This is a genomic window from Streptomyces sp. NPDC037013 (genome assembly GCF_055607265.1).
On record NZ_JBVJRV010000012.1, the window covers coordinates 130,287 to 155,439 of the forward strand.

Genomic DNA, 25,153 nt, shown 5'->3' on the forward strand with positions numbered 1-25,153 from the left:
CTCGCCATTGTGGGGAGTCGGAAAGCCGCCCGCCGCGCATCAGCAGCCCCGCTCCGACCCCCGTGTGCGGCCCGGCGATTTCCCCTGCCCCGACCACGTGCCGAACCGCTGATGGAGGCTGTCCATGACCGACCCCGCGTACCGGCACGTGCCGGCGACCGAGGTGCAGCAAGGGCTGTGGCTGCTGCGCGCGCTCGGTCAGGAGCCGGCACCCCTGAGCCGCACGTACCGGGTGGTCGGCGACCTGGACGTGGCGGCCCTGGCCGTGGCGTGGCGGTCGCTCGTGGACCGGCACGAACCACTGCGCTCGGCACTGGTCCTGCGGGACGGCACACCCGTACGAAGGATCTGGACCCACTCGGGACCGCAGGCGTTCCTACACCGCGAGGCGGACCGCGGACCGGCCCAAGAGACACCCCCCGCAGCACCCGGCCAAGGGCGCTCCGGTCCGGCCCCCGGCATCGCCCCGGACCCGGCCGGCACGCCAACAGCACAGCTGACGGTCACCCGCTGCGGGCCCCGGGAGCACCAGATCCAGCTGGCGGTCCCCGGCGCATTCGCCGACGAGGACTTCCTGGACACACTGGTCGAAGAACTAGGCGACCTGTGCGCCGGCAGAACACCCCAGGCCCCCACCCCCCGCCCGGGCAAGAGCGCCGCCGCGAGGACCACACCGCCCCAGGCACTGGCCTGGTGGGTCGATGCGCTGACCCCGCTGCCCAGCGAACTCCCGCTACCCGCAGACCGCCCCCGCCCCCAGCGCCCCTCGGGACGGTGGGGAACGGTCAGCACCCCACCCGACCCAGCACTCGGCCGCGCCCTCGCACACTGCGCCCAGGCCCGCCGCAGCAGCCCGTTCACCGTGCTGCTCACCGCCTTCCAGGTCCTCCTGCACCGCTACACCGGAGGCGACCGGGTGGCCGTCGCGGTACCGGTGGGCCAGGGCGGGGCAGACCCGGCGACCAACGTCCTGATCCTGCCCGCCGACATCGAGGCCGGGCAGCGCTTTGGCGACGTCCTCGAGCGCGGCACCGCACTGGCCGCCCAGGCGATGGCCCGGCGCACCGTCCCACTCGCACGGGTGCTCGGGGCCCTGCCGGTCGTGCGCGACGCACGCCGGGTGCCGCTGGGCGACGTCGTCTTCGACTACCGGCACGGGCCACAGCAGCCGGTGCCGGCCATCCCCGGCACACTCGTCCAACCCTGCCCGCAACAGCACGGGCCGGCACCGGCCGACCTGGTGCTGCGCGTCCACGACCACCAGAGCGGGCCGGCCGTCACCGTCCTCTACGACGCGGACCAGTTCGAGCCGCAGAGCGCGCGGATGATCCTGCGGCAGTTCCACACGCTGCTGCGGCACGCCGTCCACTGCCCGGACACCACCGTCGGTGAGCTGAGGCTCGACAGCCCCCAACGAGCGGCACGCGCGGCCGCCGACGCCGACCGGCGGGCCGACGGCGGCGCGCCCGCCCGCACGATCCTGGAGACGATCAGCAGGCGCGCGGCACAGGACCCGCACGCGGTGGCCGTGGACGGCCCCGACGGCACACTGACCTACCGCGCGCTGTACGCCGCCGCGACACGCATCGCCCAGGACCTGCGGGCCGCCGGGGTGGGGGCCGGCGATCCGGTCGTGGTGCGGCTGCCGGTGAGCGTGCGCCAGTACGCCGCACTGCTCGGGGTGTGGGCGGCCGGCGCCCATCTGTGCTGGTTCGGGACCGCCGACAACGGCGACCGCGGCCGCGCGGTCCTCCAGGAGCTGAAGCCGGCGGCGATGCTGGTGGCCCCCGCGGCAAACGCAACCCCGCCGGCCACCCCGGGCCCCGATGACCTGCTCACCTGGTACCGCACGACGCTCGGCGGCCGAGCCGTCACGGTGACAGAACCCGACCCCACACCGCGAGCAGCCACCCCCACCCCGCCGCCGTCGCTGACCGACCGCGCCTACGTCGCCTTCACCTCCGGCACCACCGGCGTCCCCAAAGGCATCGCCCACCGCCACAGCGCCCTCGCGCAGTTCGCCGCGTGGATGGCCGCCGAATTCGAGATCGGACCCGGCGTACGCGTCGCACAGTGGGTGGCCGCCGAACACGACCCCGCCCTGGCCGAGACGTTCGCGGCCCTCGGCTCGGGCGCCACGCTGTGCCCGGTGCCCGAGAAGATCCGCGCCCACCCCGAACGCCTCCTGGAGTGGCTGGCCACCGAACGCATCGGCGTACTCCAGACCGTGCCGAGCTTCGCCCGCGAACTGCTCCGCGTCCTGACCGAACGCCGTTGCGCCGACCGCCTCGGCACCCTCAAGACCCTGCTCCTGATGGGCGAAGCACTGCCCGGCGAACTCGCCGAGGGACTGCTGGACGCACTGCCCCTGGCCCGCATCGCCAACCTCTACGGCCCCACCGAGACCGTCGCGGCGACCTGGCACCCGGTCACCCGCCGCACAGCACACGCCACCAGCCCACCCGGCACAGGAGCCGGCCCGTCCATAAAACCGGCCACCGCCCCGGTCCCCATAGGCCGCCCCATCCCCGGCCGCGGCGTCCTCCTCATCGACGAAGCAGACCGCCCCTGCCCCGACGGCGTCACCGGCGAACTGGTCGTCACCGGCCCCTACGTCGCCGACGGCTACCTCGCCGAGCCGGGCCACACCGCCTTCACCCCCCTGGCCGACCTCGACGCCCCCTGCTACCGCACCGGCGACCTCGCCCGCCGCCGCCCCGACGGCACCCTGGAATACCGCGGCCGCAAGGACAGCCAGATCAAGCTCTACGGCAGCCGGCTGGAACTCACCGACGTCGAAGCCGCCCTGGCCGGGCACCCCACCGTCGCCGACTGCGCCGTCGTCGCCGGCACCGACCGCCACGGCCTGCCCAACCGCCTGATCATCTGCGTCGTCCCCCGCAGCCCGCCCGCCGGCCAACCCCAGGGCTCACCCAACGAATGGCGCACCCACCTGCGCCGACGCTTCGGCCGCTCCCTGCTCCCGGCCCTCTACCGCACCCTGGACCACCTCCCGCGCACCGTCACCGGCAAGGTCGACCGCCCCCAGCTGGCACGTACCGTCGCCGCCGCCGAACGCGACGCCGCGGCCCGGCGCCCCGCACCCGGCACCGAGACAGACCTCGCGGCCATCTGGGCGGACCTCCTCGGCGCCCCACCAGGCCACGCCGAGCAGAACTTCTTCCTCGCCGGCGGCACCTCCCTGCTGGTCCCGCGGCTGCTGCACCAAATCCACCAGCACTTCACCGCCGACGTCAGCGTCCCGCAGTTCTACGCCCATCAGAGCCTGGCGGCCCTGGCGGCCCTGATCGACCGAACCCGATGAAGGAGCACCCCGTGCCCACCACCCCCATCACCACCCCAGCCGTCCTGGACGGCGAAACACTCGACATCCCCGCCGTCCGCCGCGTGGCCGAACAGCGGGCCCAAGTGACCCTGACACCCCAGTCCCTGGCCAAAGCCGGCAAGAGCCGCGCCGTGTTCGAGGACGTCGTCCGCGCCGGCACCCCCGTCTACGGCGTCACCACCGGCTACGGCGAAATGATCTACATGCTCGTCGACCCCTCCCGCGAAACCGAACTGCAGACCAACCTCGTCCGCAGCCACAGCGCCGGCGTCGGCCCGCTCTTCCCCCACGACCAGGCCCGCGCGATCGTCACCGCACGCCTCAACGCCCTGGCGAAGGGCTACTCAGCGGTCCGCCCCGAAATCCTGGAACGGCTGGCCCTGTACCTGAACACCGACCTGATCCCGGCGATCCCCGAGATCGGCTCCCTGGGCGCCAGCGGAGACCTGGCCCCCCTGGCCCACGTCGCCTCCACCATCATCGGCGAGGGCTACTTCCTGGGCCCCGACGGCCCACGCCCGGTGGCGCCGGTCCTGCGCTCACACGGCATCACCCCCCTGGAGCTGAAGTTCAAGGAAGGCCTGGCACTGATCAACGGCACCTCGGCCATGACCGGCCTGGGCGCACTGATCGTGGACCGGGCCCTGGACCAGGTGCGCCACGCTGAGATCGCCTCCGCCCTGCTGGTGGAAGCCATGCGCGGATCCATGGGCCCCTTCCAGCCCGAGGGCCACGACATCGCCCGCCCCCACCCCGGCCAGATCGACACCGCCGCTAACATGCGGGCCCTGCTGCGCGGCAGCGCACTGACCGTGGAACACTCCGACCTGCGCCGCCAGGTCGCCGCCGCCAAGGACGACAGCGACGTCACCCGCACCGAGATCTACCTGCAAAAGGCCTACTCGCTGCGCGCGATGCCGCAGGTACTGGGCAGCGTCCGCGACACCCTCACCCACGCCACGGCCCGCGTGCACACCGAACTCAACTCCGCGAACGACAACCCCCTGTTCTTCGAGGACCACGAGGTCTTCCACGGCGCGAACTTCCACGGCCAGCCGGTGGCCTTCGTCATGGACTTCACCACCATCGCCCTCACCCAGCTCGGCGTACTGGCCGAGCGGCAGCTCAACCGGGTCCTGAACCGGCACCTGAGCTACGGCCTGCCGGAGTTCCTGGTCGCCGGCGACCCGGGCCTGAGCAGCGGATACGCCGGCGCCCAGTACCCGGCCACCGCACTGGTCGCCGAGAACCGCACCATCGGCCCCGCCAGCACCCAGAGCGTGCCCTCCAACGGCGACAACCAGGACATCGTCAGCATGGGCCTGATCGCGGCCCGAAACGCCCGGCGGGTCCTGGCCAACAACCAGCACATCCTGGCCGTCCAGTTCCTGGCCGCCGCCTCGGCGGTCGACGTCTCCGGACGCTACGACGGCCTGGGACCGGCCGGCCGCGCCGCCTACGACGCGGTGCGCTCACTCGTCCCCCCGCTCAACCAGGACCGGTACATGGCCGACGACATCGAGACCGTCGCCGCCGCCCTGACCCGCGGGGAGTTCATCACCGCCGTCGAGGAATGCGGCGTGGAACTGCTGTGACACCGCCACCGGCCGGCCCCGGACCCGCCGACGACCAGGAGGGCAGGACAGCAATGGCCACTCGGCCCATGAACGGCGAGCAGTACGTGGAAAGCCTCCGCGACGCCCGCGAGGTCTACGTATACGGAGAACGCGTCAAGGACGTCACCCGCCACCCGGCGTTCCACAACCCGGTGCGCATGACCGCCCGGCTCTACGACGCCCTGCACGAGGACCGCTACCGCTCCGTTCTGACCTGCCCGCTCGACGGCGGCGGCGACGGATACACCCACCGCTTCTTCACCACACCGCGCAGCGCCGAGGACCTGGTCGCCGCACAAGGCGCGATCGCCGCCTGGGCCCGCCTCAGCTACGGCTGGATGGGCCGCAGCCCCGACTACAAGGCCTCCTTCCTGGGCACCCTGGGCGCCAACGCCGACTTCTACGAGCCCTACGCCGACAACGCCCGGCGCTGGTACCGCGAATCGCAGGAGAAGGTCCTGTTCTGGAACCACGCCATCGTGCACCCGCCGGTGGACCGCGACCGCCCGCCGGACGAGGTCGCCGACGTGTTCGTCCACGTCGAATCCGAGACCGACGCCGGGCTCGTGGTCAGCGGCGCCAAGGTGGTGGCCACCGGCTCGGCACTGGCCCACTACAACTTCATCGCCCACTACGGCCTGCCCATCCGCAAACGCCAGTTCGCACTGGTGGCCACCGTGCCGATGGACGCCCCCGGCGTGAAACTGATCTGCCGCCCCTCCTACACCGCCACCGCGGCCGTGGCCGGCAGCCCCTTCGACTACCCGCTGTCCTCACGGCTGGACGAGAACGACACGATCCTGGTCATGGACAAGGTGCTGATCCCCTGGGAGAACGTCTTCATCTACGGAGACCTGGGCAAGGTGCAGATGTTCACCGCCCGCTCCGGCTTCCCGGAGCGCTTCACCTTCCACGGCTGCATCCGGCTCGCGGTGAAACTGGAATTCCTGGCCGGCCTGCTCTCCAAGGCCCTGCGGATCACCGGCGTACAGGACTTCCGCGGCGTACAGAGCCGGCTGGGGGAGGTACTGGCCTGGCGCAACCTGTTCTGGGGCCTGTCCGACGCCGCCGCCCGCAACCCGCTGCCGTGGAAGGACGGAGCGGTTCTGCCCAACGCGGACTACGGCATGGCCTACCGGTGGTTCATGCAGGTCGGCTACCCGCGCATCCGGGAGATCATCCTCCAGGACGTGGCCAGCGGACTGATCTACGTACCCTCCAGCGCCGAGGACTTCCACAACCCCCAGACCCGGCCCTACCTCGACAAATACGTCCGCGGCTCCGGCGGAGTCACCGCCGTGGAACGGGTCAAGCTCATGAAACTCCTGTGGGACGCGATCGGCAGCGAATTCGGCAGCCGCCACGAGCTGTACGAGCGCAACTACTCGGGCAACCACGAGAACACCCGCGTCGAGCTCTACGCCAGCCAGCTGGCCTCCGGCCAACTCGCCGGCTACGAGGAACTCGCCGAGCAGTGCATGTCCGAGTACGACCTGGACGGCTGGACGGTCCCGGACCTGGAATCCTTCCCCGACCTCAAGAACCTCATCAACCGGCCCTGACACCACCAGGCCCCGGCCGCCCGGCGAAAAGTTCCGCACGCGATGTCCGCTTCCCCAAGACGGCTCCGACTAGAAGGGGAAAGCGCCCGCGCCGGGCGCCCGATCACAAGGAGCCCCACGATGAAGTACATGCTGCTGATCAACCTGGACCCCAAGGCCAACGAGGCACTGAGCGAAGAGCAGCAGGCCGAGGTCGGCGCCGCCCACGGCAAGCTGATGGAGGTCATCAAGGAAGCCGGCGAGTTCGTCGCCGCCGAAGCCCTGGCCGAGCCCGACAAGACCACCGTGGTGCGGGTACGCGACGGCAAGACCGTCACCTCCCAGGGCCCGCTGGTCGACGCCGAGCAGTACTTCTGCGGCTACTACATCGTCGACGTGGCCGGCCCGGAGCGCGCCGTCGAACTCGCCGCCATGATCCCCGACGCCCAGTGGTCCGCCATCGAGGTCCGCCCCTACTTCGAGATGCCCGAAGAAGGCTGAGACGCCGCGAGAACCTGGCTGGCGGCGGCCACCCGCCGCCAGCGCGCCGGCACGCCGGGGCATGTCCTGATCCACGCTTCGGCTCCGACTGACAGGTGTAGGAAGAGGAATGCGCCGACGGGTGCTGCTCAACGGAAGAAGAGAGAGACCATCATGAACAGCGACTTGGACCCCGCGGACATCGCGTGCCTGCGGGCCGACATCACCGGCGAGGTCTACGTGCCGGGCGACGAGGGATACGACGAGCTCACCGACCTGATCGTCCACACCGGGCACCCGGCCGTGATCATCCGAGTCCGCACCAACGACGACGTGGCCCGCGGCATAGCGTTCGCCGTCGAGCACGAGCTGGAGATCTCCACCCGAAGCGGCGGCCACAGCAACGCCGGCTTCAGCACCAACGTCGGCGGCCTGGTCCTGAACCTGGCCCACCTGAACTCCATCGAGGTGGTGGACGAATCCGAGCGCCTGGTGCGCCTCGGCGCCGGCGCGCACTGGGAGCAGGTCGCCGACGCGCTCGAGCCGCACGGCTGGGCCTTCACCTCCGGCGACACCACCACCGTGGGCGTGGGCGGCCTGCTCGTCGGCGGCGGCATCGGCTGGCTGGCCCGCAAGTACGGCCTGGCCCAGGACAGCCTGGTGGCCGCCGACGTCGTGACCGCCGACGGCTGCGTCCTGACGGCCAGCGCCGAGGAGAACCCCGACCTCTTCTGGGCGATCCGCGGCGGCGGCGGCAACTTCGGCGTGGTGACCTCCTTCACCGTGAAGGCACAGCCGGTCCCGCAGGTCTTCTTCGGCCAGATCTCCTTCGCCCCCGAAGAGACCGAGACCGTCCTGCGCGGCTGGGCGGCACACATGGACTCCGCCCCCGAAGAACTCACCGCCACCGCCATGTGCTGGCCGACCTTCGGCGAAGCCGCCCCGCCCCTGGCCCTGGTCGTCTGCTACGCCGGCAGCGACGAAGCGGCCGCCAACGCCGCCATCGACCCGATCCGCAAACTCGGCACCGTCGTGGAGGACCAGGTCCGCCTGATGCCCTACGGCGACGCCCTCCAGCCCGCCGGCGACCTGCCCCCCGGCTGGCGCCCGCGCGTCCGCAACCGCTTCACCCCGGACCTGACCGCGGACCTGGCCACCACGATCCTCACCGAGCAGGCCAACCTCGAGAACCTGTACGTCGAGATCCGCAGCATCGGCGGCGCCCTGAACCGGGTGCCCAAGGACGCGACGGCCTTCCCCCACCGCTCCACCCAGGCCATGATCATGGGCGTACTGCTCGGCTCACCCGAGAGCAACGAGCCGCTGCTGCCCGCCTACGAGGCGTTCTGGTCCGCCCTGGCCCCCTCCACCTCCGGCGCCTACAGCGGCTTTTTGAGCGACATCCTCCCCGCGGACGTCGAGGCGGTGTACCCCCGGCCGGTGTACCGGCGCCTGGCGGCACTGAAGGACAAGTACGACCCCTGCAACATCTTCCACCTGAACGTCAACGTCGTCCCGGCCGGAGCCGACCAGGACTGAACCCGCGGCGGCGCCGTGCACCACGCACGGCGCCGCTCCGCACCCCCTTGCTCACACCGGCATCACCCGCACCGGCACCCCGTTGAACACCGCGTTGCCCGACACCGGGTCCAGCACCAGCTCATCGGTGAGCGCGTTGGCGTTGACCCCGGCGTTCTCGCGCGCCACCGTCTGCCCGCTGTCCTGGTGGCCCCAGCCATGCGGCAGGCTCACCACCCCCGGCATGACCGTCTCGGTGGCCTCCACCACCACCTCCGCCTCCCCGGCCGCGGACCGCACCCGCGCCCGCTCCCCGAGACCCAGGCGGGCCACGTCCTGCGGATGGATCTGCAGCGTGCACCGATTGGTGCCGCCCACCAGCGAGGGCACGTTGTGCATCCAGCTGTTGTTCGACCGCAGATGCCGGCGCCCGATCAGCACCATCTCCGGGGCCGGGCCGGCCAACCGGCCCAGCAGACGCGGCACATCGGCGGCCAGTGCCGCCGGCGCCAGATCGACCTTCCCCGACGCGGTGCACAAGATCTCTGCCAGCCGCGGCCGGAGCGGACCCAGGTCCAGCCCGTGCGGGGCCTGGCGCATCGCCTCCAGCGACAGACCGTAGCCGCCCATCTTCAGCAGCGCGTCCAGGATCCGCTCGGTCCCATCAGCACCCTCCAGGCCCTCACGCAGCCCCGGCGCGGCCGCGAGCAACTGCCCGAGCAGCATCTCCTCACCCGCCTCGGCGCCGGCGCCGGGACCCTGACCACTGAAGATCAACAGCAGTGTGGCCAGGATCGCCGCCTCCGAGCGCTGCTCCTGCCCCAGCGCGAGCACCGGCGGGGAGAAACGGGCGTAGTTGCGGACCATGATGATCTGCACCAGGAAATCGAAGTGCGGGCTCTGCAGGATCCGCGGCGGCGGCAGGATCACGTTCGCGTGCCGCGTCGTCTCATTCAGGTAGGGATCCACACAGACCATGAAGTCCAGCTGGGACAAGGCCCGCACCAGACGCGGAGCACCCGGCGCCGACAACGCCGGATTGCCCCCCACCGTGACCAGAGCCCGCACCTGCCCCTGCCCGGGCGTCCGTATCTCATCGGCCAGCGTCGCCACCGGAAACTCACCCAGCACCTCCGGCAGCCCCCGCACCCGGCTGTGCCACGCGCCGGTGGCGAACGGCTGCCCGCTGCGGAAGATCTCCAGCCCCGCCGTCTTGGCGAACATCACCCCGCCGGCCCGGTCCAGGTTCCCGGTCAGGACATTGATGACATCCACCAGCCACTGCGCCAGCGAACCGAACTCCGCGGTACAGGTCCCGATCCGGGCGTAGACGCACGCCGTGGGCGCCGCCGCGACCTCCCGCGCCAGCCGCACGATCACCGCCGCCGGCACCCCACAGGCCTCCTCCACCGCCTCCGGCGTGAAGTCAGCGGCCAGCGAGTGCAGTTCGGCCAGGCCGGTGACCTCCACATCCACCGAGACCAAATCTTCGGCCAGCAGCGTGTGCACGATGGCGAACAGCAGATACGCATCCGTGCCCGGGCGGATGAACAGATGCTCATCCGCCAGCTCGGCGGTACGGGTGCGCCGCGGATCGACCACCACGACCTTGCCGCCCCGCTCCTGCAGGGCCCGCAGCCGGCCCTTGAAGTCCGGCGCCACGCACAACGACCCGTTGGACTCCACCGGGTTGGCCCCGAGGATCAGCATGTAGTGGGTGCGGTCCAGATCCGGAACGGCCACGGCCATCGGATCGCCGAACATCAGGCCACTGGCCACATGCTTGGGCATCTGGTCGACGGTGCTGGCCGAATACACGTTACGGCTGCCAAGGACCTGCGTCAGCGGCTGCCGGTAGAGGAACCCGGCCATGGTGTGAAACGTCGGATTGCCGAAATACAGCGCCACCGCATCCCGGCCGTGGGCCCCCATGACCTCACCGAGCCCCCGGTCCACCTCGGCGAACGCCTCCTCCCAGGAGGCGGGCCGCAGCTGCCCCCCGACCCGCACCAGCGGACGCGCCAGCCGGTCCGGATCCTCGTCGAGCTGACCCAGCGCCGCCCCCTTGGGACAGAGGAACCCCTTGCTGAACGGGTCGTCCTGATCCCCCTCGACCCGCAGTACGTGCCCGGCGTCATCCAGAGTCAGCCGTAACCCGCACGACGTCTCACACAAAGGACACGTCCGCAGTGCAGTCTTCATGCTCGCTCCCGAGTTCAAAAGGGGTGGGCCGACGTCCCCGGACGCAGCCCCGCGAGCCACCTAAGACCAGGGACCGCACCGCGAAAAAGAAAGGGGGCAGGCGCGCGCCTCACCGCCGTCGCACGGCCCCATCGCCTCCCGACGCTAACAACCCTCACACCCCCGGCCCTTCTCGCAGGATGCGAAGGGTCATACGGGTTGGGCATTCCCGAAGATGTCGGCCGCCACCGCGCGGGCCACCGTGGGGACACACCTGCCAAAGAGAGGATCTCCATGGCCCCGAACGCCGAGCCAACCACCGCCACCGGAGCGCTGACCGCCTTCCGCGCAGCCGACTCCCAAGCGCTGGCCGAGGCGTTCAGACGCCTGGTCGCCACGTTCTGGACCGACGGAACACTGAACGAGCCCGCCGCACCCCACAAAGCCGTCCCCGACCTGCTGGCCGCCTGGGACGACACCGACGCCCCACACCGCGGCTACCTGGCCATCACCCTGGGCCTCCTCGTCGAAGCCGAGTACCCCACCCTCACCGGCCCGGTCGCCACCGCCGTACGCCAGGGCCTGGACCCCCTCCTCGACGAAGTGCGCGAGACCACCACCGTCACACCGCTGACCCTGGCCCTGCTCTACCTGCTCTCGCACTTCCCCGACGACCGCACCCGCATCCAGTCCGCCTTCGACGGCGTACCCCTGGACCCCGACGACCGGACCCGCCTGGAGCGCGGACTGACCCGGCTGAACCCCCTCGACCCCGACCTGGGCCGGGCCTGGCCCTCGCCCTTCGACTGGGACATCGACGACCGGGAACGGGACTTCGACCGCGCCTGGATCAAAACCCTGACACCCCAGCAGACCACCGCCACCTGGCACGACGACACCCGCACCCTGTGGGCCACGGCCGGCGCCAAAGCCCTGTGGTCGGTGACCGCCCACACCATGCCCACCCCGGTCACCGACCAGAACCCCTACTGGTCGGCCCCCCACCAGCCACCCGGCCCCGCCCACCCCCGCACCTTCGCCCGCCACGCCCCCACGCTGCGCTGCACCGCCTGCCGAAACCCCCTCACCTTCCAGGACAAGGCCGCCCACTGCCAGGGCTGCGCCACCCGCTACCCCCTCACCCCCGCCGGCATCCTCGACCTCTCCCGCCGGGAGCACCCCGGCGCCGGCGCGAGCGAGACCGCCGAGGACATCGAGGCCGACGTCCTGCAGAACGCCGCCGTCATGAGCACCGTCGGCGGGCACTACGAAGCCGGCCTGCGCCCGGCCTTCCTGCGCGTCATGGGCCAGAACTGGGACGGCAGCATCACCCCGGCCGTCGAAGACGCCTACATGACCGAGCGGCTGCGCGCGGCCGCCGCCCGCGGGGATGCCCCCGTCCTGGACCTTGCGGCCGGTGCCGGCCGCTGGACCTGGGTGGTCACCGAGGCCGTCGGCGCCGACCGGGTCATCGCCCTGGACCTCAACGACGCCATGCTCCACTGGCTGCGCGGCCGGCTGCCCCAGGTGGCCGCGGTCAGGGCCAGCGCCCTCGAACTGCCCATCGCCGACAGCAGCCTGACCGCCGTCAACTGCTGGAACGCCCTGCAGGCGATGCCGGACGCCGCCCAGGCGATCGCCGAGATCGGCCGCTGCCTGCGGCCCGGCGGCATCCTGACGTTGATGACCTTCCGCTGGGCCGACGACCCGGTCTACCGCTACTTCCAGCGCTCACACATCTTCCCCGCCCGCCCCGAGGGCTACCTGCTGTTCGAACCGCAGGAGATCCGGTCCTGGCTGGCCGCCGCCGGACTGCGCGTGGTCGAGGAGTCCGGGCCGGGCACCTTCGTCTTCCTCACCGCCGAGCGGGAGGGCTGAGCCGTGAAGGACGACGGCCGCATCATCGTCGACGTACTTTTCGCCGACCACCCCTTCGAGGGCTTCCTGGACCCGGTGCGCCGACGAGCCGCCGAGTTCGGCGCAGCCCACCCAGACCACGAGATCCGCATCCACACCTACCGGTACTGGACCCCCACCGGCCGCGAAGACTTCATCCGGACCCTGGACCAGGGCCGCGTCCCAGCCCTCGTCGACGTCTTCTTCACCGAGACCCAGCACGCCCGCGACGCCCGCGCCACCACCGGCGGGCCCCTGTTCGCCCCGGTGCAGCGGGCGATCGGCGCACGCCGGGAGATCCTCGGCGAACCCGTCGTCCTCGACGACCTCGTCGCCGCCGCGCGCCGCTACTACAGCTACGACGGCGAACTGGTGTCGATGCCGTTCAGCGTTTCCACCGGCCTGCTGTACACCAACATGGCGATGCTGCGGGCAGCCGGCATCACCGAGGTGCCACAGGACTGGGACAGCCTGGAGGCCGCGTGCAGGGCCGTCGTACAGACCGCGGGCGGCCCCTCACACGCCATCACCTGGGCCAACGACGGCTGGTTCTTCCAGGGCGCGGTGTGCCAGCAGGGCGGCCTGCTGGCCGACCACGACAACGGCCGCTCCGGCCGCGCCCAGAAAGTGGACCTGGCCTCCAAGGAACTTCTGGCCTGGGCCACATGGTGGCAGCGACTGCACAAGGACGGCCTGTACCTCCACACCGGCACCCCGCAGGACTGGGCAGGGACATTCAAGGCCTTCACCGAGGGCAAGGTGGCGTTCTTGTGCAACTCCTCCGTCATGGCCCAGCCCGTGGTGGCGGCCGCGACCCGGGCGGGAATCGACGTCGCCACCACCGGCCTGCCGCACAACGGCGCCGTCCCCTACGCGGGCGACGTCCTGGGCGGCGACTCCCTCTTCCTGGCCGCCGGCCTGCCACGGGAGGTGGAGGACGGCGCCCTGGCCTTCCTGCAATACCTGCTCAACCCGCAAAACGCCGCTGCCTGGCACAGATCCAGCGGCTTCATCCCGGTCACCCACGGCTCCCACCGCCTGCTCGAAGCCGAAGGCTGGTTCACCGACCAACCGCACCACCTCCAGGCCCCGAAACAACTCGACGCCAACAGCGGGACACCGGCCGCAACCGGGGCACTGGTCGGTGAACTGGCCACCATGCACGCCGAACTGGTCCAGGCGATGAGCGACGTACTGGAACACGACGCCGACCCCGTCAAACGCTTCACGCAGGCCACCACCGCGGCACAGCAACGCCTGGATGCCTACAACAGCCGCACCACCGAACGCCACGCCGCCCACCACCCCGAACCCACCTGACCCCCACAGGTGACCCGGTTCAGGCGGCGAGCACGCCCCTGGCGCACTCAGCGGTCAGCGGTCATGGTCAGCTCTTGGGCATGAGGACCGTGTCGACGATGTAGACGTTGGCGTTGGCGGTCTTCACGTTGCCGCAGACCACCTTGCTGCCTCCGTTGACCTTGTAGGACTCGCCGGAGCCCGACGTGGTGAGCGTGGACTTCTCCAGCGTCTCGAAGGAGCCGCTCCCCAGATCCTTGGGGGCCAGCTTCTTCCCGACGACGTGATACGTGAGGATCTTGGTCAGCTGGGACTTGTCGCTGAGGACCGCGTCCAGATCCTTCTGCGGAATCTTGTCGAAGGCGTCATTGGTGGGCGCGAACACCGTGATGTTCTCCGCGCTGTTCAGCGTGTCCACGAGACCGGCCTTCTTCACCGCGGTCACCAGCGTCGACAGCGCGGGATTGTTCGACGCCGCGGTGGCGACAGGGTCCTTGGCCATCCCGTCGAAGCTGCCCTTGCCGTCCTTGGGCACGGAAGAGCAGGCGGGACCGAACGGCTCGTCCATAGCCGCCGTATCACCGGACGGCTCGGTGGCGGCTGATTTTTCGGAGGAGGCGGACGAGGAATTGCCGGACGCCTCGTCCTTGGAGGAGTCGCTGTCGGAGCAGGCGGTCAGACCCAGCGGCAACACGGCGGCAGCGGCGACGGCAACGGCAACACGGCGGATTCGAATCTGCATGGCTGGTCCTCAATCGGTTCCAGAAGGCCGGTCTGCCTTCATCACACGGAATCCGAAGCTGCCCGCCAGACGGATTGGTCCCGTCCCCGAAAGAGTGCGCAAGCGTGAGCGCGCGACGAACCAGGGGGTGCTGCCGGCCGGCCGCGCTCAATCGACGGTGACGACCACCGAGTGCCGACCCGAGGCACCGTCGGGAATGGTGCGAGTGCGTTCCGCGGTCTGGGTCTCACCGGTGCGGTCGGTGGCCCGGACGGTCAGCGTGTGATTTCCCTTGGTGGCCTGCCAGGCGTAGGACCACTGGCGCCAGGTGTCCCGCGTGTCCTCGGCCGCGAGCCGCGCCTTCACCCACGGCCCGTCGTCGACCCGCACCTCCACCTTGTCGATACCGCGGTGCTGGGCCCACGCGATGCCGGCGACCATGACCCGGCCCGCCTTCGGACGAGCGAAAGGCCGGGGAGTGTCGATACGGGACTGCGTCTTGATGGGAGCACGCTGCGCCCACTCCCGCTTCACCCAGTAGGTGTCGTAGGAGTCGAACGTGGTGAGCTCGATGTCCTGGATCCACTTGCAGGCCGAGACATACCCGTATAGCCCGGGTACCAGCATCCGGACGGGAAAACCGTGTTCGAACGGCAGGGGCCGGCCGTTCATGCCGAGCGCCAGCATCGCATCGCGGCCGTCCATGACGTCCTCGACGGGGCTGCCGATGGTCATCCCGTCCACGGAACGGGCGACCAACTGGTCGGCGGGCCCGCCTCGCGAGGGAGGCCTGATTCCGCACTGCCCGAGCAACTCGGCGAGACGGACACCGATCCAGCGGGCGTTGCCGACGTATGGCCCGCCGACCTCATTGGAGACACACGTCAAGGTGATGCGCCTTTCGATGAGCGGCATCTCCAGCAAGTCGGCGAAGGACAGCGTCCGTTCGCGGGCCACACCCGTGCCGTGGATGCGGAGCTTCCAGGAGGTGGCGTCGACCTTGGGCACGACCAGGGCGGTGTCCACACGGTAGAAGTCCTCGTTCGGTGTCACCAACGGGCTGATCCCGTCGAGGGGCAGGGCCGCGCCCCGCGGCACGACGCCCGCCGCCGACCTGACCGCGGGAAGGACGATGGCGTTGCGCGAGGCGATGGCGTTCTGTCCCCGCGAGCCGTTGAGCGCCCGGCCCGCGAGCCCCGCGCCGGTCGAGGCGGCCGCCGCCGCGGTCGCGGCGAGGATGAAGCCCCGCCGGTCCCAGCCGGCCTCCTCGGACCCACCCGGCGCGCCGGCAGGCCCGCCGCCAGCATCCGTACTCAGGGCACCCCCTGCCGCACCCGTGGCCGTACGGGGTGCGCCGAGTCGGCCGGTGAGCCAGTAGAGGAGGCCGGAGCCCGCGACAGAACCGGCCACCGAGGGCAGGGCATCGGCGAGCCCCGTCGAGTCAGGCCTGCTGAGTGCTGCCAGAGCCCCGAGGACCCCGAACGCCAGCACACCGAGCGAACCGCCCAGCCGCCGGCGCGCGGCCACCGCCCCCAGCACGAGAGCCAGCGCGCTCAACACAGCGAGGATCCCCAGCTGCAGGATCAGCTTGTCGTTGGTCCCGAACTCCCGGATCGCCCAGTCCTTGACCCCGGGCGGGGTGCGGTCGATGGCCGCACCGCCCACCGCGACGACCGGACCGGCCTTTGGCCGTACCGCCGAGGAGACCAGTTCGGCGACCGCGATCGCCGCGTACGCCGCCAGCAGACCGCTCAGCGCGCCCAGTGCCAGCCGTGTGAGGCCGCGAAGCGGCCGCGTTGCATCGTCCATGCTCAGGAATACGTCCCCGCCAGGCCGCCGGATTGGTCATTCACTCCTCTTGCCCATAGGGGGCAGGGCACCGGGTCAACTTGGGAAATCCATGAGGGCCAGCGGCGCGGTGGTGGGGTGGGGGGAGCCACCTGCTGGTTCGAGCGTGACGCCCATCCCGGCCGCTCCGTCCAGTTCACCCTCCATCAGCACGCTCTGCGTGCTCTCGGCGGGATTCATGAGCCCCGCGGAGCGCATGACTCCCTTGTCGGAGAACCAGAGCTGGTAGACCTTGCCCGCAGGAGGCTTGGCCATGCCGGCGGCCACGAAAGCGGCCCGGTCACGGCTGGCGGAGACGATGACCGTGGCGCTGGCACCGCCGGCCAGTTTGCCCGTACGGGTCCGGGCGTCGGGGGCGGCCAGCAGCGCCGCCAGCTCCTGCCCCCGCTCCTGCGCCCGGTGGGCGTCGTCCCGGGCGGTCTGCACCTGGCCGTACTGCCACACACTGGTGCCGCCGAGCGCGGCCGCCGCGGCGAGGCAGGCGGCCAGGGCCCATCGCGCGAGGCGACGGGAGCGGTGCGAAGGCGTCCGGTCCCGGCCGTCTTCCCCGGTGAGCGGCACCTCTTGGCGGACCGTGGCGATCCGGCGCAGTACCTCGTCCTTCATCGCGCGGCGGGCGACGACCGAGGTGGCCAGGCCCAGGCGGGCGGTGGTGGCCTGCAGCTCCCGCACTTCCTGGGCGCACGGGGCGCAGACGGCCAGGTGCTGTTCGAAGGCCTCGCGCTCCTCGTCCTCCAGCGCGTGGGCGGCATAGGCCCCCGTAAGGGTGTGCAGGTCCGCGGCGCTGTTCATGCGCTCACCCCCAAGCAGTCACGCAGACGGATGAGCCCGTCGCGCAGGCGCGTCTTGACGGTGCCGAGCGGCAGAGCGAGCAGCTCGGCGACTTGCCGGTAGGTCAGCCCGCGATAGTAGGCGAGCGTCACGGACTGGCGCTGGAGCTCGGTCAGGGCGCGCAGGCAGCGGCGGACCTGCTCGCGCTCCAGCCGGTTCTCGACCTGCTCGCTCACCTCGTCGAACTCCGGGACCTGTTCGAGCAGGGCGGCTCTGTGCTCACGGGCGGTGGAGGCCTCCACCGAACGGACCCGGTCCACGGCCCGGCGATGGGCGAGGGTGAGCACCCAGTTCATGGCCGTCCCAAGATCAGGCCGGTACCGCGGAGCCGTGCGCCACACCTCGACCAGAACCTCCTGGGCCACTTCCTCGGACTGCGCGTGATCGCGCAGCACCGCGCGCACCACACCGAGAACCCGGCCGATCACGGCGTCATACACGCCGGAGAAGGCCTCCTCGTCACCACGCGCGACGCAGGAGACCAACTCCTGGAGATCAGGCCCGGGCGCTGCCTGGGATCCGATGCGTACAGCATCGTTCATATCGGTGATCTTTCAGCAAGAGGGGCAACGTGTACGAATGATCCGGCGCGAACCCCCGCAAGGATTGGTCCCACCCACGACCACTTGTACGCCGGGAAACCGCGCACGCCCCGGCCGGCCCCGCGCCGGCCGATCCCGCCGTCGGCCACAGCCGGCCCATCACTCGAATGGGCGTACGTTACGGGCTCAGGCCCCGGCACAACAGGTGAGCACACGCGGGCAGGCGGACGATGACCAGGGGGCCCGTCGAGCCTGCGAGGTGGTCGCTGTGCAGATCAGAGCGGTGATATCGGAGTTCCTGGGAACGCTGCTCCTCGTCTTCTTCGCCGTGGGGTCGGCGGTGCTCGGCGCGGAGTTCATCGGCACGCCCGGCATCGCGCTGGCGTTCGGCTTCACGCTGCTCGCCCTCGCCTACACCCTGGGCCCGATCTCCGGCTGCCACATCAATCCGGCGGTGACGCTCGGCATGCTCGTCGCGCGCCGCATCGACGGCCGCACCGCCGTCACCTACTGGATCGCGCAGTTCCTCGGCGGCATCGCGGGCGCGGCCCTGCTCTTCCTGCTCGCCAAGCAGGTGCCGGGCCTGAAGACGAGCGAGACATTCGGCAGCAACGGCTACGACGACCGCTCCGAGGTCGGCATCAACCTGGGCGGCGCCTTCCTGGCGGAAGTGGTCCTGACCTTCCTGCTCGTCTTCGTCGTCCTCGGCGTGACGCACCGGGTGGCGGTGACCGGCTTCGACGGGCTGCCGATCGGTATCGCGCTGGCCGTCATCCACCTGGTCGGCATCCCGCTGACCGGCACCTCGGTCAACCCCGCCCGGAGCCTGGGCCCCGCCCTGTTCGCCGGGGGAGCGGCGCTGTCCCAGCTGTGGCTGTTCATCGTGGCCCCCCTGGTGGGCGGCGTCATCGCGGCGCTCGTGCACCACGTGACCCACCCCGCGGGCGAGGAGCGGGTCATCGCCGACAAGGCGTCCGCCGCGTAACCCCAAGCCGCCCGCCCCACCCCGCAGCCACCCGCCCCGCTCCGCCCCGCACCGGCGACCGGGCGCCGGGGGAGGGGAGTAGGGGGGGGCTCAGGGCATCTGCGGCACCCGGAACCTGCGCCGGTATTCACCGGGCGTCGTGTTCAGGCGGCGCCGGAACGCCCGTACCAGCGTGTCAACCGTGCCGAAACCGCAGGCGGACGCGATCCGCTCCAGCGTGGCATCGGAGGACTCCAGGTCGTGGCGTGCCTTCTCCACGCGCACCGACTCGATGTACGCGTGCGGGGTGACGCCCAGTTCGGTCTTGAACAGGCGCGTCAGGTGCCGGTCGCTGACATGCGCGTACTCGGCGAGTTCGGTGACGGTCAGCGGCTCGGCGATGCGGCGCAGGATGTGGTGGCGCAGGTCCTCGATGCGCCGCGTCGTGGAGAGCTGGGTCAGCGGCACACTGAACTGGCTCTGCCCGCTGGGGCGTTTGAGGTACATCACCAGCTGGCGGGCCACCCGCAGCGCCACCGCCTCGCCGAGATCGTCGGCGATCAGCGCCAGCGAGAGGTCCAGGCAGGCACTGATACCGGCCCCGGTCCACACGTTGTCCTCACGGATGAAGATCGGGTCGGCGTCGACCTCCACCGCCGGGTGGTCGGCCGCCAGCTGCTGAGCGGTCGACCAGTGCGTGGTCGCCCGCTTGCCGTCCAGCAGCCCCGCCGCGGCGAGCAGATGCGCGCCCACGCACACGGAGGTGATCCGGTGCGAACGCCCGGCGAGGACCTTCACCCACGCGACGAGATCGGGATCGACCAGCGGGTGTACGCGGCGCTCCTCGTCCACCGTCACGGCGCCGGGCACCAGCAGGGTGTCGATGCTGCGGCGCGCGGCCTCCTCGAAGGTGAGGTCGGGCAGGATGCGCACGCCCGCCCCCGTGGTGACCGGGTCCATGCGCGCGGCGGCGAGCACGACCTGGTAGCCCGCCGCCTCGTCGGTCTCGCGCAGGGCGAGGGAGAACACCTCGGGCGGCCCGGTGACATCGAGCAGGTCGACTCCCTCGAAGAGCACGATGACGATGAGCCGTCGGGCGGCGGTGTCCGGCACGGAACGCTCCCTGGTCGGCCGGGTCGCGGGCGATGCCCGGCACATGTCTGGATCTGCAGGTTACATGTCATTGCCGACGTACCGGCCCGGTCCTAGCGTGGGAGACGCAGCACGGCGGGGACCCGCCACTGCACCTCTCCCACGCATCACCGAAGGCGGTACACCCATGTCCAGAACGACGCTGCGCGAACTCAACGGCTTCGACCAGGAGCCCGCGACACTGGCCGGCTCCACGCTGATCCTGATCGACTTTCAGAACACCTACACCCAGGGCGTCATGGAACTCGACGGCTGGGAGAAGTCCCTGGAGGCCGCCGCGCAGCTGCTGGCACGGGCCCGCGAGGCCGGCACCAACATCGTGCACGTCATCAACGACGGCGGCGAGAACACCCCGTACGACATCCGCGCCGAGATCGGCGGCATCCACCCCAAGGTCGCCCCCCTGGACGGCGAGCCCGTCGTCGTCAAGCAGGCCCCCGACGCCTTCGTGGGCACCGACCTGGCCACCCACCTCACCCAGGGCCAGGACGTCATCATCGCGGGCTGGATGACCCACATGTGCGTGGCCTTCACCGCACAGGGCGCCTTCCTCAACGGCAACCGCCCCACCGTCGTCGCCGAGGCCACCGCGACCCGCTCACTTCCCGTCGCGGGCACCGACATCGACGCCTGCCAGGTGCACTACAGCGCGCTGGCCACCATCGCCGACCTGTACGGCGTCGTGGTCCCCACCCACAAGGACATCGTCTGATGAAGACCACCCTGATCCGCTCGGCCGCCGCCCTGGGCGCCGCCGCCGTGCTGGCCGCCACCCTGACCGCCTGCGGCGGAAACTCCGAGGCCGCCACGCGCACCGACAGCCGCGACCAGCGCCACGAGAAGAACCACGCCAAGGACACCACGACGCTGCGCCAGTTGATGAAGCTGGACGAGACGCCCGCGAAGCTGTCCGACGCGACGCTGGTCCTGGTCGACTACCAGAACGTCTACACCGGCGGCACGATGGAGCTCACCGGCTGGCGCGAGGCGGTCAAGAACACCAAGACCCTTCTGGAGAGGGCCCGCAAGGCGCACACGCCCGTCATCCACATCGTGGAGAAGGGCTACGACCTCAAGTCGAAGGCCGGCCAGATCATCCCGGCACTCAAGCCGGCCAAGGGGGAGACCGTCGTCGAAAAGGCCGTCCCCAACGGCTTCCACGACACCAACCTCGCCGCCGAACTCAAGAAGACCGGCCGCAAGAACGTCATCATCTCCGGCTTCATGACCCACATGTGCACCCTCTTCACCACCGAGGGCGCCGTCTACAACGGCTACGCCCCGACCGTGATCGGCGACGCCTCGGCGACCCGTCCGCTCCCGGTCAACGGCAACCCCCGCGGCATCCCGGCCAAGCAGGTGCATGAGTCCGCCCTCGCCACGATCCAGGACCGCTTCGGCGTCGTGGTCCCCCACCAGCGCGACCTCAAGTAGCCCCCGCAGACGGCACGTTCAGCCCGCGCGCCCCACGCAGGGGCCCACGGGCCGCACGCAGGTGGCCCACGTGGCCCCGCACCACGCCGCCGCCCTCACGCGGCACCCGCGCACTCCCCGGCAGGGAAGCGGCCATCCCAGGCTCTTCCCTGCCCTCGTGCGCACCCCCATCTCACCCATCTCACCCATCTCACCCATCTCGCCCATCTCGCCCATCTCGCCCATCTCACCCCCACCCCATCCCCCCAACAGGGAGATCCCCCCATGCAAGCAATCCCCCCCAACCACCCAAGACCGATCTCAACAGCACTACGGAGAAAACGAAGATGGCCACGCGCAGAAGTTTCATAGGCAGCGCCACCGGCGTCAGCACCGCCGCCCTCCTCGGCTACTCGGCGACCCCCAGTGCCGCCGACACCCTCCCGGCCGACGAGGCGAGCACCGCCGCGGTCACCCAGGAACAGGCACGCGCCTCGATGTTCGCGGTGAACGCGGGCATGCGCACCAACTACGCCGCCCTCAAAGCCGAGTTGATCAAACACCTGGCCCCGGTGGTCGTCGTACAGAACGACGCCAAGGGCGGCCGGTTCACCCTCGTCACCAGCAGCGGCCAGGAGTCCGTCAACCCCGTCTCCCCGACGTTCGAGCTGGCGAAGTCCATCGCCCACACCCCGCTCGGCATCTTCTCCGTGATCGCCTCCTATCTCTCGGACAAGATCCCCAACCTGCCGAACGCGAACCGCATCGACCCGCACGACCTGGTGATGGTCGCCTACAACGACGACACCTCCACCGCCTGGATCGAGCCCCTGAAGGCCTACGCCGCCAAGCTCACCACCGCCCGCCAGAACCTGGCCGCCGCCGCACTGCCGGCGACGCTGGAGACGTCCTGCGCCGCGATCCTCGACGGCGCCCTGACGTTCATCAAGAACTCCATCGCCGCCAAACACTTCGACATGGCGTCCTTCGAGCAGTTCTCCGCCGGCGTCTACCCCGCCATCCGCACCAACATGGAGCATGCCTCACAGGCCCAGATCAAGGGCGTGCAGGACATCATGAAGACCTGGCGCGCCAAGGTCGGCGAGAAGGCGTGGGCCGACCTGTACTGCGTGGTCATCTCGCAGTGGACCACCAGCGTGCTCAACCAGAACACCATCATCATCAAGGACTGCATGAATGCGGCGAAGGTCGCCACCCACCTGATCGACCTGCCCGGCCTCGAGCCGCCGGCCGACCCCGTCTTCACCGCCCTGGACAACCTCGCGCGCATCGTGCAGGACAACATCGCCGCGGAAATGGTCTTCCCCAAGGCCACCGTGGTCGCCGACGCCCTCAAGGGCCAGCAGGACCTGCTCTCCGACGAGATCCTCAACCAGCTCGGCAGCACCACGGTGACACCCCAGGCCGCCCCCCTGTACAACACCGTCGCCGCCCCGGGAGCCTGCCCGGTCCGCAAGTAGCGGCACACCCACGTGGTGGCTGACCAACGGGGGGAGCCACCACAGCGAACGCCGCCGCCGGCGCACCCTGTCGCGATCACGGCGCGGAGGACACGTCAGGCTGCGCCAGGCGGTAGCCCAGGGACGTCGCGACGTGCGTGACGGTCTGCCCCCTCCGCAGAGACTGAATCAGGTGGGCACGCCGCAGGACCGCGGCGTGCCGGCTGGCCGCGGCGTCCGATACGCCGAGCAGGGAGGCCAGTTGCCGCCCCGTGGCGCCTCCGGACAGGACAATGCTCGCCAAAGCCTCCGCTCTGCCGGCGCCCAGTAGCGTGCGCAGGGCTGCCCGTTGTCCCGGCCCGATGCGCGGGGCAGGCCCTGCGGGGATCCGGACGGTCAGCTGACCGCCGGCCGGCTCGGCCAAAGTGACCCGCCGGCTGAGGGCTACCGCCTGAATCTGCAGAGCCCTTTCACCGAGTTCAAGGTCCGCGTCAAAGGCCGTCGGCAGTTCCAGGATCCCGTGACGGAAGCTGATTCCGTGTCCGAGGTGCTGGAGCATTGCCGAGGCACCACTGCCGACATAGGTCTGGGAGAGACCGACGGCACGGGTTGCGACCGCGGATCGAATGCCCAAACGGTACGGCTCGATGGCGGTACTGCGCACGTGGGCAACGGCGTTCTCCAAGACGCTGCGGGCCCGTTCCTCACCCTCGGCCAGGGCCTTGGTGAAAGGCGTGGGACTGCGCCGGGCGAACAAGTGGGAAAGATACAGGCGGCTGACACCGCCACCAAGATCCGGCGCAAAGCTACGCGTATAGAGCTGCGCCAACGAGGCCTGAGGCCGCCCACTTCGGACGTAAGCCACCCCGGCAGCGGTCAGTTCGGCATCGAAATCCGGAAAGGTACAGACGCGGACGCTGCCTAAGCCCGCTGTCCCGAGGTGAATCCGTATCAAGATTGCCCCCCGTGCACTTGACGTCCCCATCAGGGCTTTTGCGCGTGCAAGACGAAAGCTACCCCTGGCCGCGCGCAACCGAAACGATGCGTACACACCACGGCACGACGCTACGGGAAACCAGACCCCACACGGCCCCCCGACAGCCTGATCGTGCCGCTGCGCTCCAGCCATGCGTCCATGTGATCGCACACAAAGGGGAACTCATGAAACTCAGGAACCGACGCGCGGCCGACGCCGCGGACACGGCAGCAGCGTCCCAGCCCTCTTCGGGAAAAGGCAATTCTCACCTGCGCGTACGCAGGACACTGGCCTTCACCACTGCGGTCTGTTCCATGGCGCTGGCTTCACTGATGGGGGCAGGTGCGGGCAGCGCCAGCGCGGCCTCCCCCATCGGGACGTTCCGGCTGAAGAACTACGGATGGGGTAACTACTGCGTCGCCGCGACGGGCGGCACCGGCGCACGCACGGCCCTGGCCCCCTGCGCCAACACCGACTCGCAGAAATGGACGATCTACCCCGCAGGCGATGAAGGCGCGGGCGGCACCTGGTACGAGGCGGTGAACGTCGCCACAGGGCAGTGCCTGGACGCGGACGCCAACAACCTCACCGGCGGCGCGGCTGTCCAGACGTGGGCGTGCAACGGCACCGGCCAACAAAGGTGGGGGTTCAAGATGAACGTGAACTACACCCAGCACATCAAAAACCTGGAAGCGTACAGAATAAGTTACAACCACCGCTTCCTCCTGGACATGGACAGCAACCGCCAGCGACTGTGGTCCGACAGCGGCTCCAACAACCAGTACTGGACATGGATCACCTGAGACTGGTGCTGCGATCGCGGCCGGGGCGGCGGTAGAGTCGCCGCCCCGGCCGCGACCTCCTTCAGCAACACCTGACGGCTGTCTCATGCAGAGACAACTCGGCTTCGAACTTGAGCGGTGTGGGGTCCCGAGGGGACTGACTGGCGGTCACGTTGCGTGAGAACCCGTGTTCGCCGATCCGGGCGGGGGTTTCCGCAGCAGCCGTCCGGTCCTCGGCCCGTCGGCCGCCTACTTCCCCGGGCCGCGGGTCTCCCTTTCCTGGAGCCGGCAGGCGTCGGTGTGGCGGGGGATTGGCCCGTTCGAGCGCATCGTGATGATCCGATCGCACCAAGCTACGCCTCATGGCCCCGGGGAAGCTTCCGCCCTCCCGGCCTCCTGCCCCCGCCTCCCACACCGCCGGGGGGAGGGGTTGGGCGATACGGGTGTATCTGGCGGGGCTGTGCTGGCCTATCAGGTCGACGATGCCCTCGACGGTGACGACGCCGTCGAACTCCTTAAGCTCCGGTGTCCCCCATCCACCGATGCGTTGTCCTACCCCTCGTGCAAGATGGAGGACTGCCTCCACA

General features: G+C 70.4%; 19 protein-coding genes. 12 read left to right on the forward strand and 7 right to left on the reverse strand.

Translation table 11 applies throughout. The annotated features are described in order from the left end of the window. The first annotated feature begins 124 nt into the window (after window positions 1–124). From ACZ7DY_RS35845 to ACZ7DY_RS35865, 5 genes are all read left to right on the forward strand, one after another. A complete protein-coding gene (locus ACZ7DY_RS35845; RefSeq protein ID WP_471143272.1) occupies window positions 125–3,325 on the forward strand; it encodes a non-ribosomal peptide synthetase in 3,201 nt (1,066 codons plus the stop codon). Continuing rightward, window positions 3,322–4,941: a tyrosine 2,3-aminomutase gene (gene cmdF / locus ACZ7DY_RS35850; RefSeq protein WP_471143274.1), complete on the forward strand. Its 1,620-nt coding sequence runs from the start codon at window positions 3,322–3,324 to the stop codon at window positions 4,939–4,941. Before ACZ7DY_RS35845 ends, cmdF begins: the two co-directional genes overlap by 4 nt. Window positions 4,942–4,994: 53 nt before the next feature. After that, entirely contained in the window at window positions 4,995–6,524 is a 1,530-nt protein-coding gene (locus ACZ7DY_RS35855) for a 4-hydroxyphenylacetate 3-hydroxylase family protein (protein ID WP_471143275.1), read from the forward strand. Window positions 6,525–6,644: 120 nt separating this feature from the next. Next, entirely contained in the window at window positions 6,645–7,004 is a 360-nt protein-coding gene (locus tag ACZ7DY_RS35860) for a YciI family protein (RefSeq protein WP_471143277.1), read from the forward strand. A gap of 153 nt (window positions 7,005–7,157) precedes the next feature. Further along, the gene (locus ACZ7DY_RS35865) at window positions 7,158–8,522 is read left to right on the forward strand and encodes an FAD-binding oxidoreductase (protein ID WP_471143278.1); all 1,365 of its coding nucleotides are present in this window, start codon (window positions 7,158–7,160) and stop codon (window positions 8,520–8,522) included. Window positions 8,523–8,573: 51 nt separating this feature from the next. Here the strand turns inward: ACZ7DY_RS35865 and ACZ7DY_RS35870 are convergent, their stop codons facing one another. After that, complete coding sequence (locus ACZ7DY_RS35870; protein WP_471143279.1) at window positions 8,574–10,703, reverse strand: molybdopterin oxidoreductase family protein; 2,130 nt, start codon at window positions 10,701–10,703, stop codon at window positions 8,574–8,576. A gap of 273 nt (window positions 10,704–10,976) precedes the next feature. On the opposite strand from ACZ7DY_RS35870, the gene ACZ7DY_RS35875 reads away from it, so the two are divergent. Then, on the forward strand, window positions 10,977–12,560 hold the full coding sequence (locus ACZ7DY_RS35875) for a class I SAM-dependent methyltransferase (protein WP_471143281.1): 1,584 nt from the start codon (window positions 10,977–10,979) through the stop codon (window positions 12,558–12,560). A 3-nt stretch (window positions 12,561–12,563) separates the two neighbouring features. Beyond that, entirely contained in the window at window positions 12,564–13,898 is a 1,335-nt protein-coding gene (locus ACZ7DY_RS35880) for an extracellular solute-binding protein (protein WP_471143283.1), read from the forward strand. 67 nt (window positions 13,899–13,965) lie between these two features. On the opposite strand, the gene ACZ7DY_RS35885 is transcribed toward ACZ7DY_RS35880, so the two are convergent. From ACZ7DY_RS35885 to ACZ7DY_RS35900, 4 genes are all read right to left on the reverse strand, one after another. Next, window positions 13,966–14,619, reverse strand: coding sequence for a fasciclin domain-containing protein (locus ACZ7DY_RS35885; RefSeq protein WP_471143285.1), 654 nt, complete (start codon window positions 14,617–14,619; stop codon window positions 13,966–13,968). Between the two features lie 147 nt (window positions 14,620–14,766). Then, window positions 14,767–16,407, reverse strand: a complete 1,641-nt coding sequence (locus ACZ7DY_RS35890) for a molybdopterin-dependent oxidoreductase (RefSeq protein WP_471143287.1) — start codon at window positions 16,405–16,407, stop codon at window positions 14,767–14,769. 75 nt (window positions 16,408–16,482) lie between these two features. After that, window positions 16,483–17,238, reverse strand: coding sequence for an anti-sigma factor (locus tag ACZ7DY_RS35895; RefSeq protein WP_471143288.1), 756 nt, complete (start codon window positions 17,236–17,238; stop codon window positions 16,483–16,485). After that, the gene (locus tag ACZ7DY_RS35900; protein WP_471143290.1) at window positions 17,235–17,819 is read right to left on the reverse strand and encodes a sigma-70 family RNA polymerase sigma factor; all 585 of its coding nucleotides are present in this window, start codon (window positions 17,817–17,819) and stop codon (window positions 17,235–17,237) included. The genes ACZ7DY_RS35895 and ACZ7DY_RS35900 overlap by 4 nt, the downstream gene beginning before the upstream one ends. Window positions 17,820–18,087: 268 nt before the next feature. Here ACZ7DY_RS35900 and ACZ7DY_RS35905 point away from each other — a divergent pair, with 268 nt between their 5' ends. Beyond that, window positions 18,088–18,804, forward strand: coding sequence for an MIP family channel protein (locus tag ACZ7DY_RS35905; protein WP_471143292.1), 717 nt, complete (start codon window positions 18,088–18,090; stop codon window positions 18,802–18,804). A gap of 90 nt (window positions 18,805–18,894) precedes the next feature. Here ACZ7DY_RS35905 and ACZ7DY_RS35910 read toward each other — a convergent pair whose 3' ends face one another. Continuing rightward, window positions 18,895–19,896 (reverse strand): GlxA family transcriptional regulator, encoded by a 1,002-nt coding sequence (locus ACZ7DY_RS35910; RefSeq protein ID WP_471143294.1) that lies wholly within the window; start codon window positions 19,894–19,896, stop codon window positions 18,895–18,897. Between the two features lie 166 nt (window positions 19,897–20,062). Here ACZ7DY_RS35910 and ACZ7DY_RS35915 point away from each other — a divergent pair, with 166 nt between their 5' ends. The 3 genes from ACZ7DY_RS35915 (at window position 20,063) to ACZ7DY_RS35925 (ending at window position 22,829) form a co-directional block, all read left to right on the forward strand. Beyond that, complete coding sequence (locus tag ACZ7DY_RS35915; RefSeq protein ID WP_471143296.1) at window positions 20,063–20,647, forward strand: isochorismatase family protein; 585 nt, start codon at window positions 20,063–20,065, stop codon at window positions 20,645–20,647. Beyond that, window positions 20,647–21,369 carry a cysteine hydrolase family protein gene (locus ACZ7DY_RS35920; RefSeq protein ID WP_471143297.1) on the forward strand — a complete coding sequence of 241 codons (723 nt, stop codon included), beginning with the start codon at window positions 20,647–20,649 and terminating at the stop codon, window positions 21,367–21,369. The genes ACZ7DY_RS35915 and ACZ7DY_RS35920 overlap by 1 nt, the downstream gene beginning before the upstream one ends. 326 nt (window positions 21,370–21,695) lie before the next feature. Continuing rightward, on the forward strand, window positions 21,696–22,829 hold the full coding sequence (locus ACZ7DY_RS35925) for a hypothetical protein (protein ID WP_471143299.1): 1,134 nt from the start codon (window positions 21,696–21,698) through the stop codon (window positions 22,827–22,829). Window positions 22,830–22,905: 76 nt separating this feature from the next. Here ACZ7DY_RS35925 and ACZ7DY_RS35930 read toward each other — a convergent pair whose 3' ends face one another. Beyond that, window positions 22,906–23,565: an ArsR/SmtB family transcription factor gene (locus tag ACZ7DY_RS35930; protein WP_471143301.1), complete on the reverse strand. Its 660-nt coding sequence runs from the start codon at window positions 23,563–23,565 to the stop codon at window positions 22,906–22,908. A 533-nt stretch (window positions 23,566–24,098) separates the two neighbouring features. On the opposite strand from ACZ7DY_RS35930, the gene ACZ7DY_RS35935 reads away from it, so the two are divergent. After that, window positions 24,099–24,587 carry an RICIN domain-containing protein gene (locus ACZ7DY_RS35935; protein WP_471143304.1) on the forward strand — a complete coding sequence of 163 codons (489 nt, stop codon included), beginning with the start codon at window positions 24,099–24,101 and terminating at the stop codon, window positions 24,585–24,587. The last annotated feature ends 566 nt before the right edge of the window (window positions 24,588–25,153 follow it).

What these genes read in the sequence shown, in the direction of transcription:
- ACZ7DY_RS35845 (WP_471143272.1), top strand. Translation starts at nt 125, where the DNA reads ATGACCGACCCCGCGTACCGGCACGTGCCGGCGACCGAGGTGCAGCAA.
- cmdF (WP_471143274.1), top strand. Translation starts at nt 3,322, where the DNA reads ATGAAGGAGCACCCCGTGCCCACCACCCCCATCACCACCCCAGCCGTC.
- ACZ7DY_RS35855 (WP_471143275.1), top strand. Translation starts at nt 4,995, where the DNA reads ATGGCCACTCGGCCCATGAACGGCGAGCAGTACGTGGAAAGCCTCCGC.
- ACZ7DY_RS35860 (WP_471143277.1), top strand. Translation starts at nt 6,645, where the DNA reads ATGAAGTACATGCTGCTGATCAACCTGGACCCCAAGGCCAACGAGGCA.
- ACZ7DY_RS35865 (WP_471143278.1), top strand. Translation starts at nt 7,158, where the DNA reads ATGAACAGCGACTTGGACCCCGCGGACATCGCGTGCCTGCGGGCCGAC.
- ACZ7DY_RS35870 (WP_471143279.1), bottom strand. Translation starts at nt 10,703, where the DNA reads ATGAAGACTGCACTGCGGACGTGTCCTTTGTGTGAGACGTCGTGCGGG.
- ACZ7DY_RS35875 (WP_471143281.1), top strand. Translation starts at nt 10,977, where the DNA reads ATGGCCCCGAACGCCGAGCCAACCACCGCCACCGGAGCGCTGACCGCC.
- ACZ7DY_RS35885 (WP_471143285.1), bottom strand. Translation starts at nt 14,619, where the DNA reads ATGCAGATTCGAATCCGCCGTGTTGCCGTTGCCGTCGCCGCTGCCGCC.
- ACZ7DY_RS35890 (WP_471143287.1), bottom strand. Translation starts at nt 16,407, where the DNA reads ATGGACGATGCAACGCGGCCGCTTCGCGGCCTCACACGGCTGGCACTG.
- ACZ7DY_RS35895 (WP_471143288.1), bottom strand. Translation starts at nt 17,238, where the DNA reads ATGAACAGCGCCGCGGACCTGCACACCCTTACGGGGGCCTATGCCGCC.
- ACZ7DY_RS35900 (WP_471143290.1), bottom strand. Translation starts at nt 17,819, where the DNA reads ATGAACGATGCTGTACGCATCGGATCCCAGGCAGCGCCCGGGCCTGAT.
- ACZ7DY_RS35915 (WP_471143296.1), top strand. Translation starts at nt 20,063, where the DNA reads ATGTCCAGAACGACGCTGCGCGAACTCAACGGCTTCGACCAGGAGCCC.
- ACZ7DY_RS35920 (WP_471143297.1), top strand. Translation starts at nt 20,647, where the DNA reads ATGAAGACCACCCTGATCCGCTCGGCCGCCGCCCTGGGCGCCGCCGCC.
- ACZ7DY_RS35925 (WP_471143299.1), top strand. Translation starts at nt 21,696, where the DNA reads ATGGCCACGCGCAGAAGTTTCATAGGCAGCGCCACCGGCGTCAGCACC.
- ACZ7DY_RS35935 (WP_471143304.1), top strand. Translation starts at nt 24,099, where the DNA reads ATGGCGCTGGCTTCACTGATGGGGGCAGGTGCGGGCAGCGCCAGCGCG.